This window comes from Dyadobacter sp. 3J3 (assembly GCF_009801115.1).
Classification (GTDB): Bacteria; Bacteroidota; Bacteroidia; order Cytophagales; family Spirosomataceae; genus Dyadobacter.
The window spans coordinates 33,660-57,932 of record NZ_VTOL01000019.1; the positions used below are offsets into that span (position 1 = coordinate 33,660).

A 24,273-nucleotide genomic window follows, 5' to 3' on the forward strand; every position below is an offset into this window, starting at 1 on the left:
TTTGCAATTTCAAAAATCCGATAAATCAGAATAGCTCCCGCCTTCGTTAGGTAAAACTATCTTTTTCCTTGCTATTTGATTTTGACCAAAAGCCATTGAATTGTTAGCAACGTCATGAGTAATTACTGCATTAGCCCCTATTATAACGTCGTTTCCGATAGATACCGGCCCGCCTATTACTGCGCCAGGATGAATATTTATTCTGTTCCCTAGTATTGGTAACTTCTGTATTGCCCCATCTGCTAAAATTTTGGTTTTCTTGAAATTACCACCAATTGTGACATATTGCCCAACATGAACATGCTCTCCGATAACCACGAAGTCAGCGATAATGATACACCTGGGATGAGGGAGCCAGAAATAACGGCCAATTTTACATTTTGTACCTATTTCAATATGAAAACTATCAAGATAGATTTTCGAAATCAATCTCAATATAGATTGACTACTCGACCGTAGTCTAATTGCATAATGTATCCGAGCAGTTCTATACCTTAGAAGCAAATTAATAATTCTAAGCGTCCCTACTTTTTCGGCAGTTTTTAGAATTTTGGCTTGAATTAAATCCGTAATTAGTAATTCTGTTATTAACCGCATAGGCCTAAATTTTCAATGAGGGTATGTCTTAGAAATTAATTGAATTCTGAAGGATTCCATGGAGGCATACCTTTTATCTTTCTAATGGTATTTCTAATCAAAGTATTATTTCTTAATGGATTGGTTAAAATAAAAAAAACATCGTCTAAAACTCCTTTACTAAATATAGATGCATTGTGTTTTTTTGCGATTTTTAAGTGATCGTATCGAAATTTAACAAACATATTTGTAGTCTTTGATCCAGATTGTATTCGCAGGGCAGCAAGTGTTTTATTAATGTAAGGAATAGTTCTAATTTGTGATACCCGTAGAAAAAAATCGAAGTCCATTGCATAATGAAGGGTTTCATCCAAATAGCCAATCTTCTCGAAAACTGATCTCTTGAAAAATATAGATCCTTGGGTAATCCCTCTTTGCTTGCTGACCATATCCTTATAAATCACTGAATGACTTATGATCGTTTTTAGATGTTCTCCATTTTCATCTATTAACTCCAGATCTCCTATTACTCCAATTTCGTCTTTGTTGTTTTTGAGGAATTCGGTAACATTTATAAGGGAATTTGCAGTCAAGATATCATCGCTGTTAATCCAGGATATTATATCGCCTGTCGCTTTCCTAAACCCCTTATTTAAGCCATCAGATTGCCCCTTATCTTTTTCTGATATCCAATTTAGATGAGGATATTCTTTTAAGATTGAAATGGTTTCATCAGTTGAACCTGCATCAATTATTATATGTTCAACATCGTCATAACCTTGGGATAGGACGGACTCAATATTTGCCCTAATAAACTCCCCCTGATTATAGGAAACTGTAATTATTGAAACCTTCATTTTGTAATAAATTTTATAACTATTATTGGAGATCGAAAAATCTTTTTGGAAAGACAAATACATTCTCATATGTAATATGCATTTGTCCGCCTTTATATTTAGTTTTCATTGAGGTCCTTCAATAAGTAGATGTTAATCTTATTGGACCCACAAAAATTTTTAAGATTATGCAATGCCATTATATTTTTAGGTTTATTAAGTATTAAAGAGGGAAGGTATTTTTTATCGGTAATGAAACTTTTCGTATTTGGACACAGTATTTCTTTTTGATTTGTGGGACAATTAATTTAAAACTTTGGCTTGGAGGCGATTCATCCTGCTCTCAACTTGTAGTAATTGAAAAACCCTATATAATAATAGTAAATCAAACATGGTAGTCATATATCGGGTAAAGATTGTTGACTGAACTATATTAATGCTCTCGGCAAATATTGTTCCAACAATAACGATCATCAAAAAGGATAACGCCTCTGATTTTACAGAAATCAAATTTCGAAAAGCTATTAGTAACAAGACTATGATAGGTATAAAACGAATAGCTACGCCGTAATAGCCTTCACAATAAATGACTCCTGCAATTGAAGTATCCTGTGTAAATACAATTGATTGTATGCCAAGCGTTCCGGATAACTTTGTACTTCTATGGAAATCTCTTTTATATCCTAAGCCAAAGGTCTGTGCGTTTTGTTCCTCGACGGCTAATTGGGCATTTTCAATTATTCTCTTACGAACTTTGAACGTGCCTTCATCATTCTTGAGCTCACTATTTAATGTAGAGTTTATATGATTTTCCCAGAAAGTGATAACTTTAGGGAAAATGAAACTCAACAGGACTATTGAAATTATTCCAAAAAATGAAAGCCTAATAGCTGGGCCTAATTTTCTGAACTTCAATGAATATAAAAGAACTACAATTACTGACAATAAAATAAATGCAGCAATTTGTGCTCTTCCTAATGAAAAAATAACGCAGACAAGACAAATGAAATAATATATTAGTGCTTTTCTATTATTCTTTAATGCATAAATTAATGCAAATGGAAAAAAAATTCCAACGTCAGGATAAACGCCATAAACTCTTGTTAACGAGACTCCGCTTGACTCCATTTGTCGAACATCCAGAAATCCCAATCCCGTATATTGGAGTATATAGATCCCAATTTGAATAAATGTGAAGTATAAGGTAAGTTTTAATAACGCGAAAATTGTTTCCAATTTCAAGGTCTGAAGGAAGGGAAGGAGTAAAGCTAAAGACATCACTTGAATATAATTGTACTTCAAGACCGTCATCAATTCTTCAAAGTCATCTCTTGTATAGTATGTTACTATGGCACGAATAAATATGCTAAGCGCACATAACAAAACAAGCCATAAATGCCAACCCTTAATTTTAAAACTAGGATACAACACAAAAAATAGAATAGAAAGCAAGCAAGTACTTAGCGCTGCACCTATTTTTAAAAATGAAAAGAAGTTAAGGAAAAATTCCCACCATGCTGCTGACATATATCTAATTACAAAAACAATAAAGAAAAAAAATAATTCTTTGTTGTTTAGTTTGGAAATATCAGCATTGAGAACTCGATTTATCAGCATTGGGATATTATTAAATGAAATGATTCAGAAATGAATTTTGTTTAAAAGAATTTGATTTTGAATCAACCATTCTTTTACTTTTTCCACCACTTGATCCATAGTAGTTTTGTTATCTTATCATTCTCAAATTGATATATCATTAATTGTTTTCTTAATAATAACCAACTTGAAGAAAGAAATCACTTCGGTTAATTAATTATCACTTTTGTAGAATATGTAAATGGTTTTGCTAAAAAGCCATTTTATTAAAATAGTTCAACCAAATTTGCAAGGAAATATCAATTTTCATAAGCCTTAAATGGCATTTTTGATTTATTGAAAGATTGCAATTCTAATGTATTATTATATGGTACCTCTGTTTTTTTTTGGGTAGTAGTCAGTGAGGAATTATCATGTAGATATCACTTAATGTCGTTAATAATGATATTAAGGCAACTAAAGTTAATTAACATTCTTTATAAATTTTATCGGATTACCTGCCCAAATTTGATCGGGGGGAATGTCCTTTGTCACAACGCTCCCTGCACCAATTATAGATCTATCTCCAATCTGAACTCCCTTTAGAATTATAGAATTAGCACCTACAAAGACATCATCACCGATTATTATAGGTTTACTGCAAATAGACGCTTGATCATTCACTCTGCGCTTTATATAATTTATAGGATGGAAATCTGTGTCCCATATACATACATTTCCACCAAAATTTACATAGTTCCCTATGTGTATCTTCGAAGAGCAATAAAGAGACAGCCCTGAAAATCCAGAATAATCCCCGATTTCTAAAACTGCATTTTTGCCTACAGCAATAGTACATGTTTTGAAAAGGCCGACATAATTAGAATTTATAGAACAATTAAATGTTGTACGAAGTCCAAGTCTAATTGTACCACTATTTCGGATAATAATTCTTCCCTTTATAATTGGAAAAGATTGATATTCTACTTTTCTCATTCTTAACAAGATGAAATTGATATAGTAATTTACTAAATTAATAAAGGATGTTACGCCGTTGTTTAATGTTTTCAAAAGTTTCAATAGCATATAATTAGATAAATAATTCACAAAGTATATTACTTACTCCAAACACCCTTATCACGTTTATTTAGAATTTTGTCACATTGGATCCATAAGATTAAGCACATGATACCTGTTATTAGAGTATTAGCTAAAACGACACCTATAATTCCAATGGTTTTTGTCAAAATTATTCCTAGCGGAATGTTTATGATACAAGAAGTTATGTACAAATACAATTGAATTCTTAATTTCCCAATGCCATTAAGAAAGTAGCAATTTAACATCATTCCAGTATAGGTAATAACATAAATGCTCATACTTAGAGAAAGTGAAAAAGGAATTAGAACGGCTTTACCAATCCAAACTTTATATAAATATTCTGAAGATAGAAGTAAAATTGGAACGGCAACAAATGAAGAGATTAGCCAAAACTTTCTAACTTCTTTCAAATTGATTTTCATCCATTCAAAATCTTTTTTAGAATAAGCATCAGTAAAAGCACTCCAATAAGGAGTTATAATAATTGTAAAAATCATTATAATTATAGAAAACAATTTATATGAGATATTAAATTCTGTTACCGCTTCTGGACCAATTACCTTGGTTATTATTATATTACTAGTCTGAAATAAAAACATAGCACCAATTTGGAGGACAAAAAAAACTCCACCCGTATTCATAATACCTTTGACGTATTTAAGATTTACCAACTTAATTGAAGGCGCTAGGTAACTAAGTCTAGTTGTATACAAAAAGATACTCGAAATTATAAAGACTAAAACCGGTATAATTGTTAAAGCATAAGCTAAAATAGTTAAAGACCCCACATAATACTTCTTGAGAAAAAATATTGCAACTAATATACCTAACTGCCCTATAAATGAAATAACTGAGGCAAGTGCAGGTTCATGAATTGCGGTAAGAACCGTATTTATTAGTTGAAAAACGAATTGAATACAAAACGTACACAAAACAACTAATACTACAAATGAAATATTATCAGGAATGCTATCTGGAATGTTTAAAAGTTGATTCCAATTTAAAATGGGTATAACTAAATAAAATAGGGCGACGAGTAAAAAAGATATAAAGCAAAGAGCAGCGTAGGTTGTGCTTACATATACTCTCGCTTCCCTTAATTCACCTTTTGCTATCGAGGTTGCTAACTTATTTCTCAATCCATTTCCTAAGCCTATGTCAAAAAAATTCATCCAACTTACCACGGAGCTAATTGTTAGCCATACTCCGTACTGAATCGGGGAAATGTAATTAATTGTCATTGGAATTAATATTAAGCTAATAGCTATACTTCCTCCTTTTACACCAAAAGATAAAAAAATATTTTTTATTATTTTTTTAGATCTGTCGTTATCTATTTTTAGGAATGTGCTAAGCCTTAATTTCAATAAATCGAACATTTCTAAATTGTTTGGCCCATTTATACGTTGTATTGATATTTGCTGAAGAGCTTATTTTCATAAGTCTCTTTGTAGCATTAATATGGTAGTGGAACTTTTGACTAAATATTGCAAAGCACGTTAGAATACCCGCGAATACTAGCGGTATAAGGTTCACACAATTACCTGATTTGAATTAATTATCTTAACGTGTAATCCTAAAAGATAAATAATTCAAATCGGGTATTATTACATGCTTCATTCAAAATAATTCAAAACCCCAAAACCTTCTTTCAACAACAACTGATCCTTCTGGAACAAACGTAAATCAGAAGTGGCCATATCTTCAATGAGCATATCCAATGTATGTTTTGGTTTCCAACCCAGTTTTTCATCGCATTTACCAGGATTTCCAATTAACAATTCAACTTCTGTTGGACGGTAATATCTTGGGTCAATTTTCATTACCGTGGTTCCCAGTTTCAGATGCTCACCTTCCAGAACACCCAGCTCTTTCAAACGCGCAGAATCCACACCAGAAATTGTAGCGAATTCATTTTCTGCTTCACCTGTAAATGTTAATTCAACACCCAGGAAGGCAAAAGTTTTGCGTATGAATTCACGGACACGGGTTGTTACACCGGTTGCAATCACAAAATCTTCTGAAACTTCCTGCTGCAAAATCAGATACATGGCTTCTACATAATCCTTTGCATGGCCCCAGTCACGTTGTGAATCAATATTACCCATGTAAAGGCAATCCTGCAAGCCCAAAACGATCTTGGCAGCAGCACGGGTAATTTTACGCGTTACAAAAGTTTCGCCGCGTAGGGGAGATTCATGATTGAAAAGGATCCCATTTGAAGCAAACATGCCATAAGCTTCACGATAGTTCACCGTGATCCAGTAGGCGTACATCTTCGCCACGGCGTAAGGAGAACGAGGGTAGAAGGGCGTTGTTTCTGACTGGGGAACCTGCTGCACCAATCCGTATAGTTCAGATGTGGAGGCCTGGTATATTTTTGTCTTTTTAGTCAAACCTAACAAACGAACCGCTTCCAATATACGAAGTGTCCCTATACCGTCCGCATTGGCAGTATATTCAGGCATTTCAAAACTTACCTGTACGTGGCTCATCGCGGCCAGGTTGTAAATTTCGTCCGGCTGCACTTCCTGGATGATGCGGGTAAGGTTCATGGAATCGGTAAGATCGCCATAGTGCAAAATGAATTTCGCATTGTCTACATGAGGATCCTGATACAGATGATCGATACGATCGGTGTTGAACAGAGAACTTCTGCGTTTAAGACCGTGAACGGTGTATCCTTTGCTTAAAAGAAGTTCGCTAAGATAGGCGCCATCTTGTCCTGTTACGCCGGTGATAAGTGCTACTTTTGACATGTATTTAGCTTTTAGCTATCAGCTTTTGGCTTTTAGCGGTGGTAGATATAGGGTTATACTAGACTGTGTAAATTTCTTGATTTTTTAGGAAGTCCTGGTAGGCTAGGTTTACGCCTTCGGGGAGTTCTATAGTGTGTTTCCATCCTAAACTGTGAAGCTTGGATACATCCATTAGTTTTCTTGGTGTTCCGTCTGGTTTGGTCGTGTCCCATTTAATTTCGCCTTCGAAACCTGTGGTTTTGGCAACCAGTTCTGTTAGTTCCTTAATGGCCAGATCTTCTCCGGTTCCAATATTGACCAGTTCGCGGCCATTATAAGTTTCCATCAGGAAAAGGCAGGCTTCGGCCAGATCGTCTGCAAAAAGGAATTCTCTTTTCGGCGATCCTGTACCCCAGGCTTCCACAAAAGGTTTGTTTTCTTCTTTGGCTTCATGAAACTTACGGATCAGAGCAGGCAATACGTGCGAGTTCTTTAAATCATAATTATCACCGTATCCGTACAAGTTAGTCGGCATAACGCTGATGAAATTAGAGCCGTATTGATCATGGTAGGCCTCACAAAGTTTGATGCCTGCAATTTTTGCTATGGCATAGGGTTCATTGGTTTCTTCCAATAATCCTGTCAGCAAATAATCCTCACGCAAAGGCTGGGTAGCCATTTTTGGATAGATGCAGGAAGAACCCAAAAACATCAGTTTGGTCACCCCGTTAAGATGTGCCTGATGAATGATGTTGGATTCGATCATCAGGTTTTCATAAATGAAGTCTGCACGATAGGTATTGTTGGCTACAATGCCGCCCACCTTCGCCGCTGCCAGAAAAACATATTCCGGTTTTTCTTCTTCAAAAAAGTCGGCAACAGCCTGCTGATTCCGAAGATCCAGCTCGGAAGAAGTACGGGTAACAATATTTTCAAATCCTTTTTTTGCCAACCCTCTGGCAATAGCCGACCCAACCATCCCACGATGCCCGGCAATATAGATTTTTGAATCCTTTTCCATGATTATTAGCGTTTGGCTATTAGCAGTTAACGTTTAGTGCAGCTCCGAACTTTCCCAGCCCGAACTTATTTCTAGCTATTTATTTCCCTATTCAACATTAACAATTAACCGCACCGGCGACCCGGCCTTAACCATTAACCCTTAACAATTAACCATTACTTGACTAACTCTGGAATCTCCCGCTCCAGTCTCTCATAGATTTTTTTAACGTCTTGAGAATTACTTTTGTCGAGAACCAGGATTGCATCCGGTGTTTCGACCAACATCAGATTACTCACGCCTAAAAACTCAACATGTTTCGTTGATCCAACGACGCAGTTGTTTTGTTTGAAATGGTGCACTTCTCCCTGGTTTTCCCAGTGTTCCCAGATGGATTCAAAGGAACCCAGATCCGACCAGCCAAAGGTTGCTTCTACCACTTTGATTTTTTCAGAGCGTTCCATGACAGCGTAGTCAATGCTTACGGACGGAATCAACATCGTTTCTGTTTCCGGCAGAAAGGCGTTGGAGCGTGCTTCCCAGGTTTTCAGGGAAGTTTCATAAATTTCGGGTTCGAAGTTTTTTAACTCTTCAAGATATATACCTGCCTGGAAGCAAAACATACCACTGTTCCAAAGGAAATTGCCCTGTTCCAGAAATAATTCTGCTGTACTTTGGTCCGGTTTCTCACGGAATGCGATGACTTCATTTCCGTTGTGCTCAATATACCCATATCCGGTTTCCGGTTTGGATGGTTTGATACCGAAAGTTACCAGATAACCTTGTTCTGCCAGCTGGATGGATTCGGCTATGGCATTTGCATAAGCCTCTTCATTGGTAATGATGTGATCAGAGGGTGTTACCAGGATGACATCCTCTTTTTGCAGATCAAAAGCGGCGAAAGCAATGGCGGCTGCGGTATTACGTGGCGCGGCTTCTATCACCTCCGTGTATTGATGCACGCCTGCACGGATCAGATCTGCCTGGGATAAAAGATAATTGTCTTTGTTCCCTACCACCAGTACGTGGTCTGCCAACTGTGCATTTCTTTCTGCGGTTAGCTGAAACAATGACTTCTCACCAAACATGGGGATGTATTGTTTCGGCATTGATTTCCTGGAAACGGGCCATAACCGGCTTCCAACACCACCTGATAAGATTACATGAATGACTGCCATATTTTATTTTTTATATCCGTTGAGTATATGTCTTGTTATATTTCACGCAAAGAAGGGAAGGTAAGGGCAAAGCCCTAAATGACACCATCAATCGCACCGGCGACCCAGCCTTAACCATTAACCATTAACCCTTAACAATTAATCGTCCGATGCTGTGATATACAAATCCTTGTTCTTTCATCGTATTCAGCTCGTATAAATTACGGCCATCGAAAATTACTTTGTTCTTCATGAGTTTTGCCATTTTATCAAAATCCGGTGTGCGGAATTGCGGCCATTCGGTAAAGATCATCAGTGCATCCGCATCGTCCAGGGCTGCGTAGGCTGTATGGCAATAGGTCAGATCTGGCAAAAGACGTTTTACATTGTCCATTGCTTCCGGATCGTACACGGTAACATTGGCTCCTGCGGCTATCAGGGCTTTTATATTTTCCAAGGCTGGTGCCTCACGTATATCGTCCGTATAAGGTTTGAATGCCAATCCCCACACTGCTATTGTTTTTCCATTTAAATCACCCTCGAAATATTCAGTCACCAACGGAAGCAGGCGTTTTTTCTGATCGTCATTGACGGCCATTACGGACTTCAGTGTACGGAAGTCATAGCCATAATCATCAGAGGTTTTGGCTAATGCCTGAACATCTTTTGGGAAACAGCTTCCACCATAACCTATACCGGCAAAAAGGAAACGTTTGCCAATCCGGCTATCCGTTCCGATTCCTCTGCGGATATCATCCACGTTCGCGCCCACCTTTTCACAAAGATTTGCTATCTCGTTCATGAAGGTTATTTTAAGGGCTAGGAAAGAATTGGCTGCATATTTTGTCATTTCCGCAGAACGCTCGTCCATGAAAATAACGGGATTGCCCTGACGTACCAGGGGAGCGTAGAGTTTCTCCATGACCTTTTTTGCTTTTTCGGAAGTCGTTCCAACCACAACGCGGTCCGGTTTCATGAAATCTTCCACGGCAACACCTTCCCGAAGGAACTCCGGATTGGATACCACGTCAAAATCTACTTTAGCATTCAATCCGATTGCGGCACTTACTTTTTCAGCAGTGCCAACGGGAACAGTGCTTTTATCGATGATGACTGCATAACTTTCCAGGATAGGGCCAAGATCATTGGCTACACCCAGAATGTATTTCAAATCGGCTGATCCATCTTCACCAGGAGGTGTAGGAAGCGCCAGAAATATTACCTCTGCATCTTTTATTCCTTCTTTCAGATCGGTGGTGAAAACCAAGCGGCCTTCTGCGATATTTCTGTCAAAGAGTACATCCAGACCAGGTTCGTAAATAGGTATCTCGCCTTTTTGCATGCGGGCCACTTTATTCACATCAATATCAACACAGGTAACCTGATTTCCGGTTTCTGCAAAACAGGTACCTGTAACCAGGCCAACATAACCTGTACCAACAACTGCAATTTTCATATCGGGATCAGGAATTAAAGTGAATAGAAATGGAAGTCTTTAATCGGTTATCTAATTGAATAAATAACGGATTTAAATGCCAACCTTCACGTTGACTTAAAGAGGATTTTAAATTTTTCATATAACGTTGAGTAAAACCTATTAAAGCATTCTGATAATCGGATTTAATCTTTAAATCAAGATCCGGCTACTGAATTTAATGCAATTTATTTAGAGAATCAAGTGTTTTTTTATATTCATGATTTAATACAAAAAATACTTGATTCAATATATTAGGGGTCTTTTCGTATTATTAAAGTACTAAATAGTAATTCAGATATCTGGTTAGTATGTATAAGTATTGTACCAAAAGATATGAAACTTGATTAACAAACCTTTATCTGAATTTTATAATAAAAGGGAGCGTATTGTTTGTACACATTGATGTTATATGCTCCACTTTTAACCTAAGCTTTACCGACCATTTTTCTTAAACGGTAGCCAATACCCTGCACCTTATTTTCTTTATCGTCTCCGTAATAACCATAACCGTATCCACCGTAACCGTATCCGTATCCATAACCGGCACCATAATTAACGCCGTTAAAAATTACGGAAAGATTAGAGAATCGTTTTGCACGTTGGAGTTCACCAATTCGCTTTAAGTGATCAACCAAGGTGTAGTTAAACCGCACTAAGTAAAGCGTTGCATCTACGTGTTCAGCAATTAAAGATGAATCTGTGACCAAACCATAAGGAGGAGAATCTATAAGAATGTAATCGTACTCATTACGTAATTCTTTTAGTAATAATGGTAAGCGACCATTACTCAAGAGTTCAGACGGATTTGGTGGAATAGGGCCACTGGTCAGAACATCAAACTTTGGATGAATTATTGTTGTTTGAATAAAGTCTGAGGGCTTTCCTTGTCCAATTAGGCAATTTGAAACCCCATACTGATTAGGTACCTGAAGACGTTCGTGAAGGGTTGGTTTTCTCAAATCAAGACCAATGAGCAGTACTCTTTTATCTGAATAAGCTAAGCTCGCTGCTAAGTTTATACTGACAAAACTCTTTCCTTCACCGCCTATTGAGGATGTGAACATCAATGTTCTGCAACTTCCATCTCCGAGGTACTGTAAGTTTGTCCTTAATGCTCTAAACTGTTCTGCAACTGCGCTACGGCTAGTCATTTTTATAATAGCATCTTCTCCGGGATCACCTTTTGCAGTTTTCATCTGGCCAATTTCACCTAAGATAGAAGCATGGGTTGTTTTTTCAATTTCTTCACGGTTTTGAACTGTATTATTCAATAAAAAAATTAAATTAATTAGAATCAACGGAATGATAATTCCAGCAGCCAATGAGCCCGCCCAAATAAACGGTCTTTTTGGTTTAATTGGGTTATAGGTCGAAATTGGAGCGTCAATCAAACGGCTATCGGTGACAGTAGAAGCATACATTAGAGCAGTCTCTTCTCTTTTCTGCAAAAGATATAAATAGAGATTTTCCTTAATGCTTTGTTGTCTTTTTATACCAACAAATTCTCGCTCCTTCTGTGGGATACTTCTAAGACCGGCGGAGAACTTCGTATTAATTCCTTGCAAATTTTGCTTGGTTACATCCATACCCCTTCGAAGATTCTGAACGTTTTCTCGAATTGCTTGGCGTGTCCCATCAAGTTGTGTATTAATAGTTTGCAAAAGTGGGTTATTTAATGTGGTTGTCCTCGCATACCTTTCTCTCTGAAGTTCAAGCTCATTAAATTTTGTTAAGAGAGAAATTAACACGGGGTCATTAATCATATAAGTAGCTGGTGCAACTGCACCTTCACCAGCATTTTTTATATACTTGTCTACACTTTCCAAAATACTGATTTGGGTATTGACTTCATTTAATTTTGCATCATTTTCTTTTATATTTTCCAAAAATAATTGCGACTCCGCACTTATATCTGTAATGCCTTTTGTAGTTTTATAAGATTCAACATCTTTTTCAACATCACCGAGTTCTCCTGTGATCAATCCCAGTCTAGTCTCGATAAATTTAAGTGTATTGCTTGCTTCGTTGTTTTTGTCACTTAACGATGACTGTACGTAAACGTCTAGAAGTTTGTTCAGGACGTCTTTTCCCCTCTGAATTGAAATATCCTCATATGTTAACTCAATAACTGTACTTTTTATGTTAGGTTGCTGTACGGATAATCTTGCCAACATTCCCTGTGCCAAATTTATAATATGGCCAAAGTTTACATTTACATCATCAAATTTCGAAATCTTACCTTTAGTTACAATAAATGCACCCCATGCATTATTAAATCTTTGTCCAAAGAAGTGGGAGCTGTCTTCATCATTAAACCTAAATCTTAAACTATCCACCAAATGAATAGTCATAGGCTCCGCCAGGCCGTAATTAGTTATTACTTCTGGTTTAACAATTATCGGACTGATGCCATAAAGATCAATAGTTTTCAATCCATCTTTGGATGAGTATCCTACTTCTAGACCCAGGTCTTTCACCACTTGTTCCATAAGTGTTTGAGATTTTAGTATTTCAACCTCGTTTTCAACTAGCTTATTTCCTCCAAATTGATTACTTAACTCAGACAACATATCACCTTGCGATCCACCCAGTCCTTTTTCTTCATCTTTTATCAGTAAAGTTGTTTTTGCACTGTAGACTGGTTGCGTGATCTGAAGATAGAAAAAAGCAATTGTCAAAGCCAAAACAACGAAAACTGGAAATAAATACCAATATCTTAAACAGCGTCGGATATAATCCTGCAGGTGAAATTCCTGTTCTTCATCTTCCAAAAAATCTTTTGACATTTTAATGTGATTTCGGTCGTAAAAAAGTTTTTATTTTAATCGAGGGAAATAAATTATTTATTTTGTGATATTTATAATTAAGATACCGAGAGTACTTATTCCTGCTACAATAGATGCAATCAGAGGAACTGTTCTTATTCTGCTGTCTGTATCCAACATTTTTGACTTAACCGGTTCAACATAAATCACATCGTTTTTATGTAAGTAATAATATGGAGAATTAAATATATCTCTTGAAGTCATATCTATTCTGGCATATTCACGTTTGCCATTTTCTTCACGGATGATCATAACATTGCTTCTGTTACCATAAATTGTCAAATCACCGGCCAAACTTAAAACCTCCGGAAGTGTGATTTTTTCGTCGGGTATTACATAAACCGCTGGAAGTTTAACTTCTCCTAAAACCGATACTTTGAAATTCAAATTACGAACCACAACAGATGGCTCTTTAAGGAAATTTAATAATTTTTGATGAATTGTATCGGCGGCAGCGGAAGTGGTTAATCCTTTTACACTAACTTTTCCGATCATAGGAATCTCAATTTTACCTTCCAAATTTACCAGGTAACCCAATGGCTGTAATTTTGCACCGGCAGCAGTGCTTGAATAATTGGTGCTTGCCGTCATGGCTGTATTGGCAGAATTAAACATTTCATTCGCTTCTGCATTTAAACTTCCTACAACAACAGACAATAAATCATTACTCTGGATTGTAGGTACATAAGTTTGGGTAACAGCTTGTGAATAATACCGTGAACTATCCCCTTGAAAATACACAATCGTCTTAGGAGAAACACATGATGTTGCTCCTCCCCATATCACAAGATATAATAAAGCGATAAAAGCACTGTAACCGGATATTTTTGAAAAGGTATTCTTCATAAGTCGATGTAAAAAAGTCGGTTGTTGGAAATTAAATTGTTGATGGTAAGTAGCTTAAATTGGTTTGTCAGGAAACTGGTTTTGACTTATTTAATTTTTTATACTTTACTTTGTATAATTCGTGTTTCTGCTAAATTCTTGGCAAAGTTATATAAAGTTCTTTTCAATACTACTAAAAAATGACGAAAATTTCTAATTCAATTGTAGAATAAATTCTAATTTTTAAAATCAGGCACTTAAAAGTTTTTCGTTCTGAAAGTCGTATTTTGTCAACCAGGATGCTTTGTCACCTTTGGAAATTAAGTCTAAATGCTGCATCCGGTGCGCGTCAGTGCCTAAAAAAGTAATGAGCCGGTGGCGTAAAAGCCAGTCGGCCATTTTGTGCACATTGTCGCCGTAGTAACCGCCAAGGGATAATATGTTGACCTGTAACTCACATCCCTGGTCTGTTAATTTTTTAAAAACTGAGGGGTCGGAATAGAAATATGTGTAACGTTCCGGGTGTGCCAAAACTGGTTGAAAACCTTTTTCGATAATTTTGAAAAGTGTTTCGGAGGTATTCATCAAAGGGGTGGAGTAGGGTAGTTCCACCAAAAGCCTGTTTCCCGGTAAAGTTAAAAGTCCTTGTCCGGTATTGAGGGTTTCCACAAAGTGTTCGTCTATGAAATATTCAGCGGCTGCGTTGAGCTCAACGGTAAGCCCGGCGATACGGCAGGCGCTGCGGACATCTTCCAGTCCGGATAGGATGGCTTCGGGGGTGTTGCGGTAGCAATCCCACATCACATGGGGTGTGGTGTAAATTTGGGAATAGCCAAGATCCTGCATTTTTTGAACCATCACCACGGACTCTTCAACGGTTTCCACGCCGTCGTCAATACCCGGGATCAGATGTGAATGAATATCCATTCCAATCCTTTCGAGGTTCACTTCTTTTTTCTTCTTATCGAATAACCAGTTGAGCATATATTTTATAAGTGCCCCAAAAAATTTCCTTACCCCGGATGTTCGCGGTTGGGTAGTTACTTATTTTCAGGAATATTGTGTATCTAAGGGTAGGGCAAATTTAATGTAAAAAACGGCACACTTCACAGAATATTGCTTGGAATTTTTGAAGTTTAATACAAAATTCACAATTATTTGATTTGTTTATCAAAATTCCGATGTTAAAATGGATTATATTTTTTTCTATAAGGCCCCGCCGATAAATTCTATTAGCTTGTAGATGGAAATTGACACCACGGCTGTCGGCACGGTCCGTCGTACGGGTAGGCTTTCGGCAATCGGATTGGTGATGGGAGGGTGGAAATTTCGGATATTGAACAAGTTGATTTCCGTTTTAACTAATCTCAAATCCTGAGGTTTTTGTAGGTCAGTTGCCGGAAAGGAATGGTTGAATTTCGATTATTGGACAAACGTTTTTAAGCTACAATTTGAAAGCCGACTGCCCCAAATATTGGTTTTGCTCTTTTCATCTGGTTATGGGAAAAATTCTATTTTTAACTGGACTTATTCTCTGTTTGTCGCTCCGACTGTACGGTCAAAAGGTAGATTTCGGCAGCATAGGTTTTGAAGAAGGCTCAGCCAATGGCTGGATTCTGACACATGGAACGGTTGAAAATGTCGGAAGCTCAGTGGTTTACAACAATGAAACTGTTGGTATATACGCAAATGGTCATCTGGTGACAAAAACCTCCGATGGCCATGATATCAGGGTGAGCCCAGGTGACGGAAATGTAAAGTAAAGGTGGCGTTGGCCACCCGTCGGACGGCTTTTTCAGCCGTCCGACGGGTAACGAAAATTATCCACGAGCCAATACAGCTGGAAATCGTGTTTCTGTTCAGGCTGAAAAGGACTGAGGATTCTAAAATCTGATTGATTGAAAAGTTTTCTTTTTGTTACAGATCGGGAAGGTTTTATTACCCGTCCGACGGCGGGAAAAGCCGTAGGACGGGAGGCCCGAATCTGGCAGAAATGTCGCTTAACCCGTAATCCCAGCCGAAAGCCAGTCGCCGGCCACCAAAAAATTATCCCAATGATTCCTGTTCATCCTTCCCCATCAGATCGGCAAAGACCTTACTATTTGCTCTCAGGTCGGCATAAGTGCCTTCCTCAATCAAACGGCCGTCTTTTAAAATGTAGATATAATCAAATTTTGGTAGCAGATGCAGTCGGTGCAGTGCAGAAAGCACAGCTTTGTCTTTGAATTCGGCGAACATATTATCGTAGATCAAAGCTTCCGTTTTCGGGTCTACGCTGCTGGTAGGTTCATCCAGAAGAATGATATCACTACTTTTAGCTGCCAGCACACCACGGGCAAGTGCAAGCCGCTGTTTTTGCCCACCGGATAAGTTGACACCTTTTTCCTGGATGTTAGATTCGATGCCATTAGGCAGTTTGTCGAGCACGGTACTGAACTGGGCTGTGTCGCAGACGTGATTAATTTCTTCGGTAGGGAAGGGGAGCCCCAGCGTGATGTTGTAGGCGATGGTATTTTCAAAGATTTCAGGATCCTGCGGGAAAAGCGTAACGGTATCTGCCAGCATTTCCAGCGGCAGGTTTTCGGAACCGTCAACACGCAGTTCCACATTTTTTTCTGCATCATACAAGCCGCGTAAAAGTGCCAGAAGCGTACTTTTTCCGCTGCCGCTTTCACCAATAAAAGCAATACGCTGGCCTCTTTGAATCCGGATATTAAGCCCATGCAGACTATGCGCCTTTTTTTCTGGTTCGTAAACAGCCGAATGTGAGAAATTAAGATTTCTGATATCGATGCGTTTCCAGTTTTCCGGCAGCGCATTTTGGATTTCTGTGCTGTGATAGCTCGCGTAAGCTTCGCCAATGTTTCGGGCAGTTTGTACCTCTGTATTATAGCGGATGATTTCTGTGTACTGCCAGGCAACATCCTGAAAAACGCTGGTAAACTGGTTGACGTAGCCCAGCAGCGTTACCAGTCCGCCGACCAGAAAAATGGTTCCGGGAACATAATTCTGATAAATATATCCGACGGTGATCACCACATAGATCAGACCGATAAAAAGACTGGCCACAAACCATTTCCATTCATTGATAATAACGGTTCTGAGAAAGGGAGGGAAAACGTCTGCAATTTTCGTTTGAAGACTCACCTGCATCCGTTTTTCAAGCCGCAATGTGATTACGGTAATGATATTGGATAAGCTGTCAAAAAGCGTGGAGGAAACAATGTGTTCTTTTTCGTTGGTTTCGTCAAGTGCCTTGATAAAAGGTTCGTCAAATTTGAAAATCACCAGGACCGTAATAATCCCGATCACAACACCAATACTTCCGTACAAGGGAGAAAAGTACACGATAGCGGCAAAGGAAAAGACAAATTTGGAAAAGGCATGCAGGAACATAAAACCGTTCTGAAAAAAATCTTTCAATGCCTCGTAGGCTTTTCTGATCCGGTTGATCGTTGCGCCGCTATGGTGGTCCTGATGCCAGCGGATCGGCAAATGCAGCGACTGGTGATAGAGCTCATCCAGAAAATTGCGGCTCAGATCAAAGGCCAGCTTTCTTTCCATTACACGCGCCGGTCCGTGAAATGCCCACTCCAAAAGGTTCAGCCCAATATAAGCACCGGCATACCACCACACATTTTTCAATACTTCACTGCCTTTTGTTTGCAGGGACTGAACAAACCATCCGTACAAAATCGGTTGTAAGGCCAGCACCAGGTTGGACATGATAAACATGCCGTAAACCAGTAGGTAGCGCTTTTGCTGCTGCCGGGCATAACGCCAGGAGGTGGCTAGTAGGGATATGTAAGGGTTGCGCATTCAGATTTTTTATTTCAGAGGTAAAGATAGCGGGATTGTTTTTCACGTAGAAACGCCGTTATCAGATCTTAACCGGACAATATTATTTCCGGACAACAGGGAGTAGTTTTTAATAAATTTTCTTCTTTTTAGAAATAAAAAACAACAATTAATCCAAACGGTTTTAAGACCAATCTTATGAAGAAGACAATAAATTTTTTTTCGGCGCTGCTCGCCCTTACGGTTTTAATCAGTGCTGTTTCAGCTCCTAAACAAGACGGATGGATCTCTATTTTTGACGGGAAATCTTTGAAGGGATGGAAAGTAGGCAATAATGCAAGCTCTTTCTCCATAGAAGACGGTGCGATCAAAGTGAATGGACCGGTGGGTCATTTGTTTTACGAAGGGCCTGTTAAAAACCATATGTTTAAAAATTTCGAATTTAAGGCGCAGGTAATGACCAAGCCAGGTGCAAATTCCGGAATTTATATCCATACGATGTATCAGGAAACAGGCTGGCCTTCAAAGGGATATGAAGTGCAGGTCAACAATTCACATACGGACTGGAAAAGAACCGGGAGTTTGTATAATATTCAGGATGTGAAAGAAACTTATGCCAAAGACAATGAATGGTATACCGAATATGTGAAAGTAGAAGGTAAACACATCACCATCAAAATCAATGACAAAACGGTGGTGGACTATGAAGAAAACGATACGGACAAAAGATCGGCTGGAGAAAAAGACAGAATTCTGAGTAGCGGAACGTTCGCATTACAAGCGCACGATCCTAAAAGTATTGTATACTTCAAAGATATCATGGTAAAACCATTGACTGAGTAAAGGATTTTAAACGCAGCGTTAAATGAGATTAACACGGCGTTGCGCTGAGATAGAAATAAAAACAGCGTTACGTTGCGTTCAACTCCCACAACGCTGCGTTTAAATCCATCATTATGACTTATGAAAAGAAACGACACACTATGGAAGGGAATATTGGAAAATATATTCTCAGATTTCCTTTGCTTCTTTTTCAAAGATGCAGAGGAAATTTTTGATTTGGAGCGGGGGTTTGAATTTCTGGATAAGGAATTGGAACAGCTATTTCCAACAGAAGAGATTAAAGCACCTAAGTTTGTTGACAAACTGGTGAAGGTATTTACCAGTTCCGGTGCGGAAGAATGGGTGCTGGTGCATATAGAAGTGCAGGGCTATGATGACAAAGATTTTGCAAGGAGGATGTATACTTACTTTTATCGAATTCTTGATAAATATGAAAGACCTGTAACGGCGATAGCTATTTTTACGGATGGAAATGAAGGATTTCATCCGCAAAAATTTGAATATAATTATCTGGGTACGAAAGCTACTTTTGAATTCAATACCTATAAAATTCTTGATCAGGATGAAGAGGCTCTGGTAAATAATAGTAATCCTTTTTCCATTGTTGTGTTAACCGTTCTTTTGGCTTTAAAAAAGAAAAAGCTTGACGATGATGGTTTGTTGAATCTGAAATATTCCCTGGCCAGAAATCTGTTTGGTAAAAATTTTCCGAGGAAAAAGGTGGACGATCTTCTTATTTTTTTGCAGCGTTACGTAACGTTTGCTAATCCGGAATATAATATTAAATTTGAAAGGGAAATTGAGGAATTAACAGACAAACAAAAAACTATGGGTATAAGAGAACTCGTTTTGGACCAGGTCAAAAAAGAAGGAATAAGGTTGGGTGAGGAAAAAGGAGAATTAATGGGAATTGACAAGGCAAAGACCGAAGTGGTAAGTAACCTGCTGGCCATGAATAAATTTTCGGTTGAAGAAATTGCAAAACTTGCAAGTGTATCTGAGTCCTTCGTCACAAATGTGAAGAATTCATAAATATTAAATTCATTCAAAGAATACCAATTATAAAATCACATTCCTGATCTCATTTGCAAGCTGCTCGATCGAATTTTGTTTGGTCAGTACCTTTTGGATCATAAGTCCTACTTTGTCATGAATTTCGAAACTGGGCCTGGAGCCGGAAAGTATATAAATGGGGGTTCGGTCAATTCCTGGAATAGCACGGAGTGCTTGTATGGCCTCAATTGAATCCATGTAAGGCATACTCCAGTCCATAAAAATATAATCAGGTATTGTGATCACCTGTTTTTTTAAAAAATCAATGGCGTCAGGGCAATTGAATGCATAGTCACAGGTGGCATCCGGATCCGCTATTTTCAAAGCATCCGAGAAGATAAAATGATCATCCTGATCATCATCAATAAGAAGAAAAGACCGATTTTTCATAGTGTGGTTTTATTTAGCTAGAGTTTTTCTAAATACTGAAAATATCATTCCACAACAAATATTTTTGTACTTTTGGGTATTGATTAGTATTAATTTAGAAGAAGTTATAAGATATGGATGATAGCAAAACTGTTCATCTGGCTGACGACGACGAAGACGATAGAATGTTATTTAAGGAAGCTTTGGAGGAGGCGAATGCGGATGTAAAGGTTGTAGAGGCTCAAAATGGTAAAGAGCTGATCGAGAATATTAAAAATGAGGACGATCTGAAAGATACTGTCATTGTGGTGGATATGAATATGCCAAAAATGAACGGTATTGAGACGATCAAAGCCATAAGAGATGATCTTGAACTCTCAGATGTACCAGCTGTTATGCTGTCAACGTCCAATAATCCGGAGCTCAAAAAGAAAGCCATAGAGGCGGGTGCTACTGATTATTTTACCAAGCCAAATTCTTTCGTAGCATTGATTGACATCGCTAAAAAAATATTCTTCAGATTTTTCAGATAGCTCAAAACGAGATAATTGACCCCACTCCCATAATTGTGGGAAAATCAATAAAAAAGAAAAAAAACTCCAATACCTCCACGTCATAACGCCCCAAACCCTGCGTTTAAAAACCATTACGTTTCCTCAAATCCACCCGAAACATGCCGGTACTGCGAAGGAGATATGCCTTCGGATTTCTTAAATTGTCTTCCAAAATAATTCAGGTCCGAAAACCCAAGCTGGTAACAAACATCCGAAATCGTGGCTTTTGAATCTGATAGCAAAGACTTTGCTTTTTTGATTTTTTCCTTCAAAATAAACTCAACCGGACTGATGCTGAACTCTCTTTTGAAGGCCCTGTAAAATGAGGCACGGCTCATGCACGCTTTTTCGCTCAGCGCTTCCACCTGGATTTTCTCCCCGATATTGGTTCTTATGTAATGCAGCACATAAGCCAAAGGACTATCATGTTCCTGATAAAGCCCTTGTTGCGCGGAATGAAGATGCTGTGTCTGAATAATGTGTACGACCAGTTCCTGCAAGGTAAGATCTGCCAGGATATCTTTACCCAATGCACTTCCCGAGCAGATGTGGATCAGTTTGTTAATGCTTTGGGCCAGATCCAGATTATTAAGAAAATGGTACTGGTTGTGGTGCAGCTGCCAGTATTGATCCTGTCCTTCACGCGGATACTGCTCGTTTAGCCGGTCAACAATTTGCTGAATTTTGGTCTGATCCAGGGCCAGGGCGATACACTGGGTCGGGTTAAGTTCACTTGCTTCCGGGAAATCAATTTTCATTTTCACATGGGCAGGTACCAGCACAGTTTCTCCGGGCAGATAATCAAAACCCGGCTGATCGAATAAATGCATGACTTTTTTGCCTCTAAGCATACTGGTCACCACAAAATCAGAAAAGCTTAGCGGGACAAGGGAGGAAGTCTGCTGGGTTTCAAAAACATTCAGCTCACAGTTTTGAAGTGTAAAAGCCCGCCTGTTCTCAACCAGCGTTTTCATTGATTTTTGTGAAGAAACGGCAATTTGGTTTAACTTGAATCCGGACGACATAGAAGTGACAAAAGTTAAGATTGAACTGGGTTTAGGTACCGGGCAGGTAGCTTTTAGTATTCGAACATTGGCTAACAGCTAATTAACTAACGCGCAAATGCTCCATAAAGTTATCGATTATTTTATTTTTTTTGAGAATATTATCCTATTATTTGATTCAATAGTGCCAGTAAAAAATCAGGCATACCCGTAGGTTTGTAATAGTTATTCACGAATTAAAATTGATAAGTCTATGGAAACCCTGGAAGTAGAAAAAAAATCAGAAGTGAGTTCAACCCTTGCAAAAAGACCGGAATTTAAGGCCCAATATGATAATTTTATCGGTGGTAAATTTGTGGCTCCTGTGAAAGGGGAATATTTCGAAAACATTTCCCCGATCGATGGGAAAGTATTTACCAAAGCAGCCCGTTCAGGGAAAGAAGATGTAGAGCTGGCTTTGGATGCTGCACATGAAGCATTTAAAACATGGAGCAAAACATCTGCGACCCATAGAAGTAACCTGATGCTTAAAATTGCGCAGGTGATTGAAGATAATCTTGAATATCTGGCCGTTGTCGAGGCTATCGATAATGGAAAGGCAATCCGTGAGACAAGGGCAGCAGATTTGCCGTTATGTGTGGATCATTTCCGGTATTTTGCCGGGGTCATCCGCGCGGAAGAAGGCGGGATTTCAGAGCATGACGAAAATACTGTTTCCATCGTTTTACATGAACCACTTGGCGTAGTCGCACAGATCATTCCCTGGAATTTTCCGCTTTTAATGGCAACCTGGAAAATTGCGCCAGCGCTGGCATCTGGCTGCTGTGTGGTGGTAAAACCAGCCGAACAGACGCCGACCTCAATTATGTGCCTGATGGAACTGATCGGAGACATTTTGCCACCAGGGGTATTAAACATTGTCACCGGTTTTGGAACTGAGGCGGGAAAACCGCTTGCATCTTCACCAAGGGTTGCGAAGGTGTCATTCACCGGAGAAACAACAACTGGTCGGCTGATCATGCAATATGCTTCTGAAAACCTCATTCCGGTTACCATGGAGCTTGGCGGGAAATCCCCAAATATTTTCTTTGCATCCATTGCAGACGAAGACGACGCGTTTTTTGATAAAGCAGTCGAAGGAGCAGTGATGTTTGCTTTAAACCAGGGTGAAGTTTGTACCTGTCCTTCCAGAATCCTTGTACAAGAAAGCATTTATGACAAGTTTATGACGCGCGTCATTGAGCGCACCAAAGCGATCAGGATGGGCCACCCGCTCGATAGCAATACCATGATGGGCGCTCAGGCCTCTAATGATCAGTATGAAAAAATCCTTTCCTATCTGAAGATTGGCAAAGAAGAAGGGGCAGAAGTATTATGCGGAGGCGAAGCGCAAACTTTTGAAAATGGAATATCCGGCGGTTATTACATCAAACCGACACTTTTTAAAGGTCATAACAAAATGCGTATTTTCCAGGAAGAGATCTTTGGCCCGGTGGCCTGCGTCACTACTTTCAAAACAGTAGAAGAAGCCATCCAGATCGCCAATGATACTATGTACGGTTTGGGTGCTGGCGTTTGGACACGGGATGCACATGAGATTTATCAGGTGCCAAGAGCGATCCAGGCAGGCCGTGTGTGGGTCAATAACTACCATGCTTACCCGGCACATGCACCTTTTGGTGGTTATAAAAAATCAGGTTTTGGACGGGAAAACCATAAAATGATGCTTGGCTATTACCGCCAGACTAAAAATATGCTGATTTCCTACGACCGTAATGCGTTAGGATTTTTCTGAGCATAAAAATTAAAAACTGCCTGTGCACGGATAAAAAATACTTTCCTTCGTGCATAGGCATCTGTTTTTAAATTGAGTCGTTACAATCATAAAAAAATAAACTAACATGAAAACGCCCCGTGTGCTTATTACGGCCGAAGCTGTAAAAGTTGTAAATCAGTTAAAAGAGCGGTTTGGCGAGCTGATGTTCCACCAAAGTGGCGGATGTTGTGACGGATCTCAGCCGATGTGTTTTGAAAAAGGTGAGTTTAAAACAGGTGAAAGTGACGTTTTGCTCGGGGAAATTTCGGGCTGTGAATTTTTTATGAGCCGTGATCAGTTTGAATACTGGCAGCATACCCAGCTGACCATTGGTGTGACACCAGGGAGAGGATCCAGTTTTTCGCTTGAAATTCCCATGGGTATCCGCTTTATTACGCATTCAAGAATGTACAGCGCTGCTGAGGAAGAGAATCTGAGTGAAGTGCGCAGCGGTGCTGCGGCTGCATAAATTAAGCGGATTATTTCAGCACAGCATAGAAACACGTAAATAAATGAACCTGCCCAACAGCAAATAGCGCTGGGCAGGTTTATTTATTTTAGCGTTCTAACGCTTTTTAAATTAAAAGGTGCGACAGTGAGGGATCATTTAAAATCTGGTTTCATTTAAAATCAAAGTTTTATAGCAATTTACGGGCAAGTACTTACACTGTTTAGACTACTTTAAGAAAATGGTTAGCTAAGGTATGGATAGTCCCATTTCAATTT

At 38.8% G+C, this 24,273-nt stretch carries 21 protein-coding genes; 6 read left to right on the forward strand and 15 right to left on the reverse strand.

Going from position 1 to position 24,273, the window contains the following annotated elements:
* Positions 1-9: 9 nt before the first annotated feature.
* From FZF08_RS27965 to FZF08_RS28020, 12 genes are all read right to left on the reverse strand, one after another.
* On the reverse strand, positions 10-429 hold the full coding sequence (locus tag FZF08_RS27965) for a hypothetical protein (protein ID WP_159476922.1): 420 nt from the start codon (positions 427-429) through the stop codon (positions 10-12).
* Positions 430-632: 203 nt separating this feature from the next.
* Positions 633-1,433 (reverse strand): glycosyltransferase family 2 protein, encoded by an 801-nt coding sequence (locus FZF08_RS27970; RefSeq protein ID WP_159476925.1) that lies wholly within the window; start codon positions 1,431-1,433, stop codon positions 633-635.
* A 282-nt stretch (positions 1,434-1,715) separates the two neighbouring features.
* The gene (locus FZF08_RS27975) at positions 1,716-3,029 is read right to left on the reverse strand and encodes a hypothetical protein (protein ID WP_159476928.1); all 1,314 of its coding nucleotides are present in this window, start codon (positions 3,027-3,029) and stop codon (positions 1,716-1,718) included.
* 441 nt (positions 3,030-3,470) lie between these two features.
* Positions 3,471-3,983, reverse strand: coding sequence for a DapH/DapD/GlmU-related protein (locus FZF08_RS27980; RefSeq protein ID WP_159476931.1), 513 nt, complete (start codon positions 3,981-3,983; stop codon positions 3,471-3,473).
* 119 nt (positions 3,984-4,102) lie between these two features.
* Positions 4,103-5,467 (reverse strand): lipopolysaccharide biosynthesis protein, encoded by a 1,365-nt coding sequence (locus FZF08_RS27985; protein ID WP_159476934.1) that lies wholly within the window; start codon positions 5,465-5,467, stop codon positions 4,103-4,105.
* Positions 5,468-5,704: 237 nt separating this feature from the next.
* Positions 5,705-6,847 carry a GDP-mannose 4,6-dehydratase gene (gene gmd, locus FZF08_RS27990; RefSeq protein WP_159476937.1) on the reverse strand — a complete coding sequence of 381 codons (1,143 nt, stop codon included), beginning with the start codon at positions 6,845-6,847 and terminating at the stop codon, positions 5,705-5,707.
* A gap of 58 nt (positions 6,848-6,905) precedes the next feature.
* Positions 6,906-7,847, reverse strand: a complete 942-nt coding sequence (locus FZF08_RS27995) for a GDP-L-fucose synthase (RefSeq protein ID WP_159476940.1) — start codon at positions 7,845-7,847, stop codon at positions 6,906-6,908.
* Between the two features lie 155 nt (positions 7,848-8,002).
* On the reverse strand, positions 8,003-9,004 hold the full coding sequence (locus FZF08_RS28000) for a mannose-1-phosphate guanylyltransferase (protein WP_159476943.1): 1,002 nt from the start codon (positions 9,002-9,004) through the stop codon (positions 8,003-8,005).
* Between the two features lie 124 nt (positions 9,005-9,128).
* Complete coding sequence (locus FZF08_RS28005; protein WP_159476946.1) at positions 9,129-10,439, reverse strand: UDP-glucose/GDP-mannose dehydrogenase family protein; 1,311 nt, start codon at positions 10,437-10,439, stop codon at positions 9,129-9,131.
* Between the two features lie 446 nt (positions 10,440-10,885).
* Complete coding sequence (locus FZF08_RS28010) at positions 10,886-13,246, reverse strand: tyrosine-protein kinase (RefSeq protein ID WP_159476949.1); 2,361 nt, start codon at positions 13,244-13,246, stop codon at positions 10,886-10,888.
* A gap of 57 nt (positions 13,247-13,303) precedes the next feature.
* On the reverse strand, positions 13,304-14,131 hold the full coding sequence (locus FZF08_RS28015; protein WP_159476952.1) for a polysaccharide biosynthesis/export family protein: 828 nt from the start codon (positions 14,129-14,131) through the stop codon (positions 13,304-13,306).
* Between the two features lie 228 nt (positions 14,132-14,359).
* Positions 14,360-15,094: a tyrosine-protein phosphatase gene (locus FZF08_RS28020; protein ID WP_159476955.1), complete on the reverse strand. Its 735-nt coding sequence runs from the start codon at positions 15,092-15,094 to the stop codon at positions 14,360-14,362.
* 515 nt (positions 15,095-15,609) lie between these two features.
* Here FZF08_RS28020 and FZF08_RS28025 point away from each other — a divergent pair.
* The gene (locus tag FZF08_RS28025) at positions 15,610-15,873 is read left to right on the forward strand and encodes a hypothetical protein (RefSeq protein WP_159476958.1); all 264 of its coding nucleotides are present in this window, start codon (positions 15,610-15,612) and stop codon (positions 15,871-15,873) included.
* Between the two features lie 283 nt (positions 15,874-16,156).
* On the opposite strand, the gene FZF08_RS28030 is transcribed toward FZF08_RS28025, so the two are convergent.
* Entirely contained in the window at positions 16,157-17,929 is a 1,773-nt protein-coding gene (locus tag FZF08_RS28030) for an ABC transporter ATP-binding protein (protein WP_159476961.1), read from the reverse strand.
* 177 nt (positions 17,930-18,106) lie between these two features.
* Between FZF08_RS28030 and FZF08_RS28035 the strand changes: the two genes are divergently transcribed.
* Positions 18,107-18,751, forward strand: coding sequence for a DUF1080 domain-containing protein (locus tag FZF08_RS28035; RefSeq protein ID WP_159476964.1), 645 nt, complete (start codon positions 18,107-18,109; stop codon positions 18,749-18,751).
* A 120-nt stretch (positions 18,752-18,871) separates the two neighbouring features.
* A complete protein-coding gene (locus tag FZF08_RS28040; RefSeq protein ID WP_159476967.1) occupies positions 18,872-19,783 on the forward strand; it encodes a hypothetical protein in 912 nt (303 codons plus the stop codon).
* Positions 19,784-19,810: 27 nt separating this feature from the next.
* Here the strand turns inward: FZF08_RS28040 and FZF08_RS28045 are convergent, their stop codons facing one another.
* The gene (locus FZF08_RS28045; protein WP_159476970.1) at positions 19,811-20,194 is read right to left on the reverse strand and encodes a response regulator; all 384 of its coding nucleotides are present in this window, start codon (positions 20,192-20,194) and stop codon (positions 19,811-19,813) included.
* Positions 20,195-20,307: 113 nt separating this feature from the next.
* Between FZF08_RS28045 and FZF08_RS28050 the strand changes: the two genes are divergently transcribed.
* Positions 20,308-20,706: a response regulator gene (locus tag FZF08_RS28050; protein ID WP_159476973.1), complete on the forward strand. Its 399-nt coding sequence runs from the start codon at positions 20,308-20,310 to the stop codon at positions 20,704-20,706.
* A 113-nt stretch (positions 20,707-20,819) separates the two neighbouring features.
* Here the strand turns inward: FZF08_RS28050 and FZF08_RS28055 are convergent, their stop codons facing one another.
* A complete protein-coding gene (locus FZF08_RS28055; RefSeq protein ID WP_229216728.1) occupies positions 20,820-21,701 on the reverse strand; it encodes an AraC family transcriptional regulator in 882 nt (293 codons plus the stop codon).
* 283 nt (positions 21,702-21,984) lie between these two features.
* Here FZF08_RS28055 and FZF08_RS28060 point away from each other — a divergent pair, with 283 nt between their 5' ends.
* Both FZF08_RS28060 and FZF08_RS28065 read left to right on the forward strand, forming a co-directional pair.
* Positions 21,985-23,526 carry an aldehyde dehydrogenase family protein gene (locus FZF08_RS28060; protein WP_159476979.1) on the forward strand — a complete coding sequence of 514 codons (1,542 nt, stop codon included), beginning with the start codon at positions 21,985-21,987 and terminating at the stop codon, positions 23,524-23,526.
* Between the two features lie 106 nt (positions 23,527-23,632).
* The gene (locus FZF08_RS28065) at positions 23,633-24,016 is read left to right on the forward strand and encodes a DUF779 domain-containing protein (protein ID WP_159476981.1); all 384 of its coding nucleotides are present in this window, start codon (positions 23,633-23,635) and stop codon (positions 24,014-24,016) included.
* Positions 24,017-24,273: the final 257 nt, after the last annotated feature.

Coding starts and splice junctions, on each gene's coding strand:
- FZF08_RS27970 (WP_159476925.1), bottom strand. CDS start 1,433: ATGAAGGTTTCAATAATTACAGTTTCCTATAATCAGGGGGAGTTTATT.
- FZF08_RS27980 (WP_159476931.1), bottom strand. CDS start 3,983: ATGAGAAAAGTAGAATATCAATCTTTTCCAATTATAAAGGGAAGAATT.
- FZF08_RS28000 (WP_159476943.1), bottom strand. CDS start 9,004: ATGGCAGTCATTCATGTAATCTTATCAGGTGGTGTTGGAAGCCGGTTA.
- FZF08_RS28060 (WP_159476979.1), top strand. CDS start 21,985: ATGGAAACCCTGGAAGTAGAAAAAAAATCAGAAGTGAGTTCAACCCTT.
- FZF08_RS28020 (WP_159476955.1), bottom strand. CDS start 15,094: ATGCTCAACTGGTTATTCGATAAGAAGAAAAAAGAAGTGAACCTCGAA.
- FZF08_RS27995 (WP_159476940.1), bottom strand. CDS start 7,847: ATGGAAAAGGATTCAAAAATCTATATTGCCGGGCATCGTGGGATGGTT.
- FZF08_RS28045 (WP_159476970.1), bottom strand. CDS start 20,194: ATGAAAAATCGGTCTTTTCTTCTTATTGATGATGATCAGGATGATCAT.
- FZF08_RS27985 (WP_159476934.1), bottom strand. CDS start 5,467: ATGTTCGATTTATTGAAATTAAGGCTTAGCACATTCCTAAAAATAGAT.
- gmd (WP_159476937.1), bottom strand. CDS start 6,847: ATGTCAAAAGTAGCACTTATCACCGGCGTAACAGGACAAGATGGCGCC.
- FZF08_RS28035 (WP_159476964.1), top strand. CDS start 18,107: ATGAAGAAGACAATAAATTTTTTTTCGGCGCTGCTCGCCCTTACGGTT.
- FZF08_RS28025 (WP_159476958.1), top strand. CDS start 15,610: ATGGGAAAAATTCTATTTTTAACTGGACTTATTCTCTGTTTGTCGCTC.
- FZF08_RS28010 (WP_159476949.1), bottom strand. CDS start 13,246: ATGTCAAAAGATTTTTTGGAAGATGAAGAACAGGAATTTCACCTGCAG.
- FZF08_RS28050 (WP_159476973.1), top strand. CDS start 20,308: ATGGATGATAGCAAAACTGTTCATCTGGCTGACGACGACGAAGACGAT.
- FZF08_RS27975 (WP_159476928.1), bottom strand. CDS start 3,029: ATGCTGATAAATCGAGTTCTCAATGCTGATATTTCCAAACTAAACAAC.
- FZF08_RS28040 (WP_159476967.1), top strand. CDS start 18,872: ATGAAAAGAAACGACACACTATGGAAGGGAATATTGGAAAATATATTC.
- FZF08_RS28030 (WP_159476961.1), bottom strand. CDS start 17,929: ATGCGCAACCCTTACATATCCCTACTAGCCACCTCCTGGCGTTATGCC.
- FZF08_RS28005 (WP_159476946.1), bottom strand. CDS start 10,439: ATGAAAATTGCAGTTGTTGGTACAGGTTATGTTGGCCTGGTTACAGGT.
- FZF08_RS28065 (WP_159476981.1), top strand. CDS start 23,633: ATGAAAACGCCCCGTGTGCTTATTACGGCCGAAGCTGTAAAAGTTGTA.
- FZF08_RS28055 (WP_229216728.1), bottom strand. CDS start 21,701: ATGAAAACGCTGGTTGAGAACAGGCGGGCTTTTACACTTCAAAACTGT.
- FZF08_RS28015 (WP_159476952.1), bottom strand. CDS start 14,131: ATGAAGAATACCTTTTCAAAAATATCCGGTTACAGTGCTTTTATCGCT.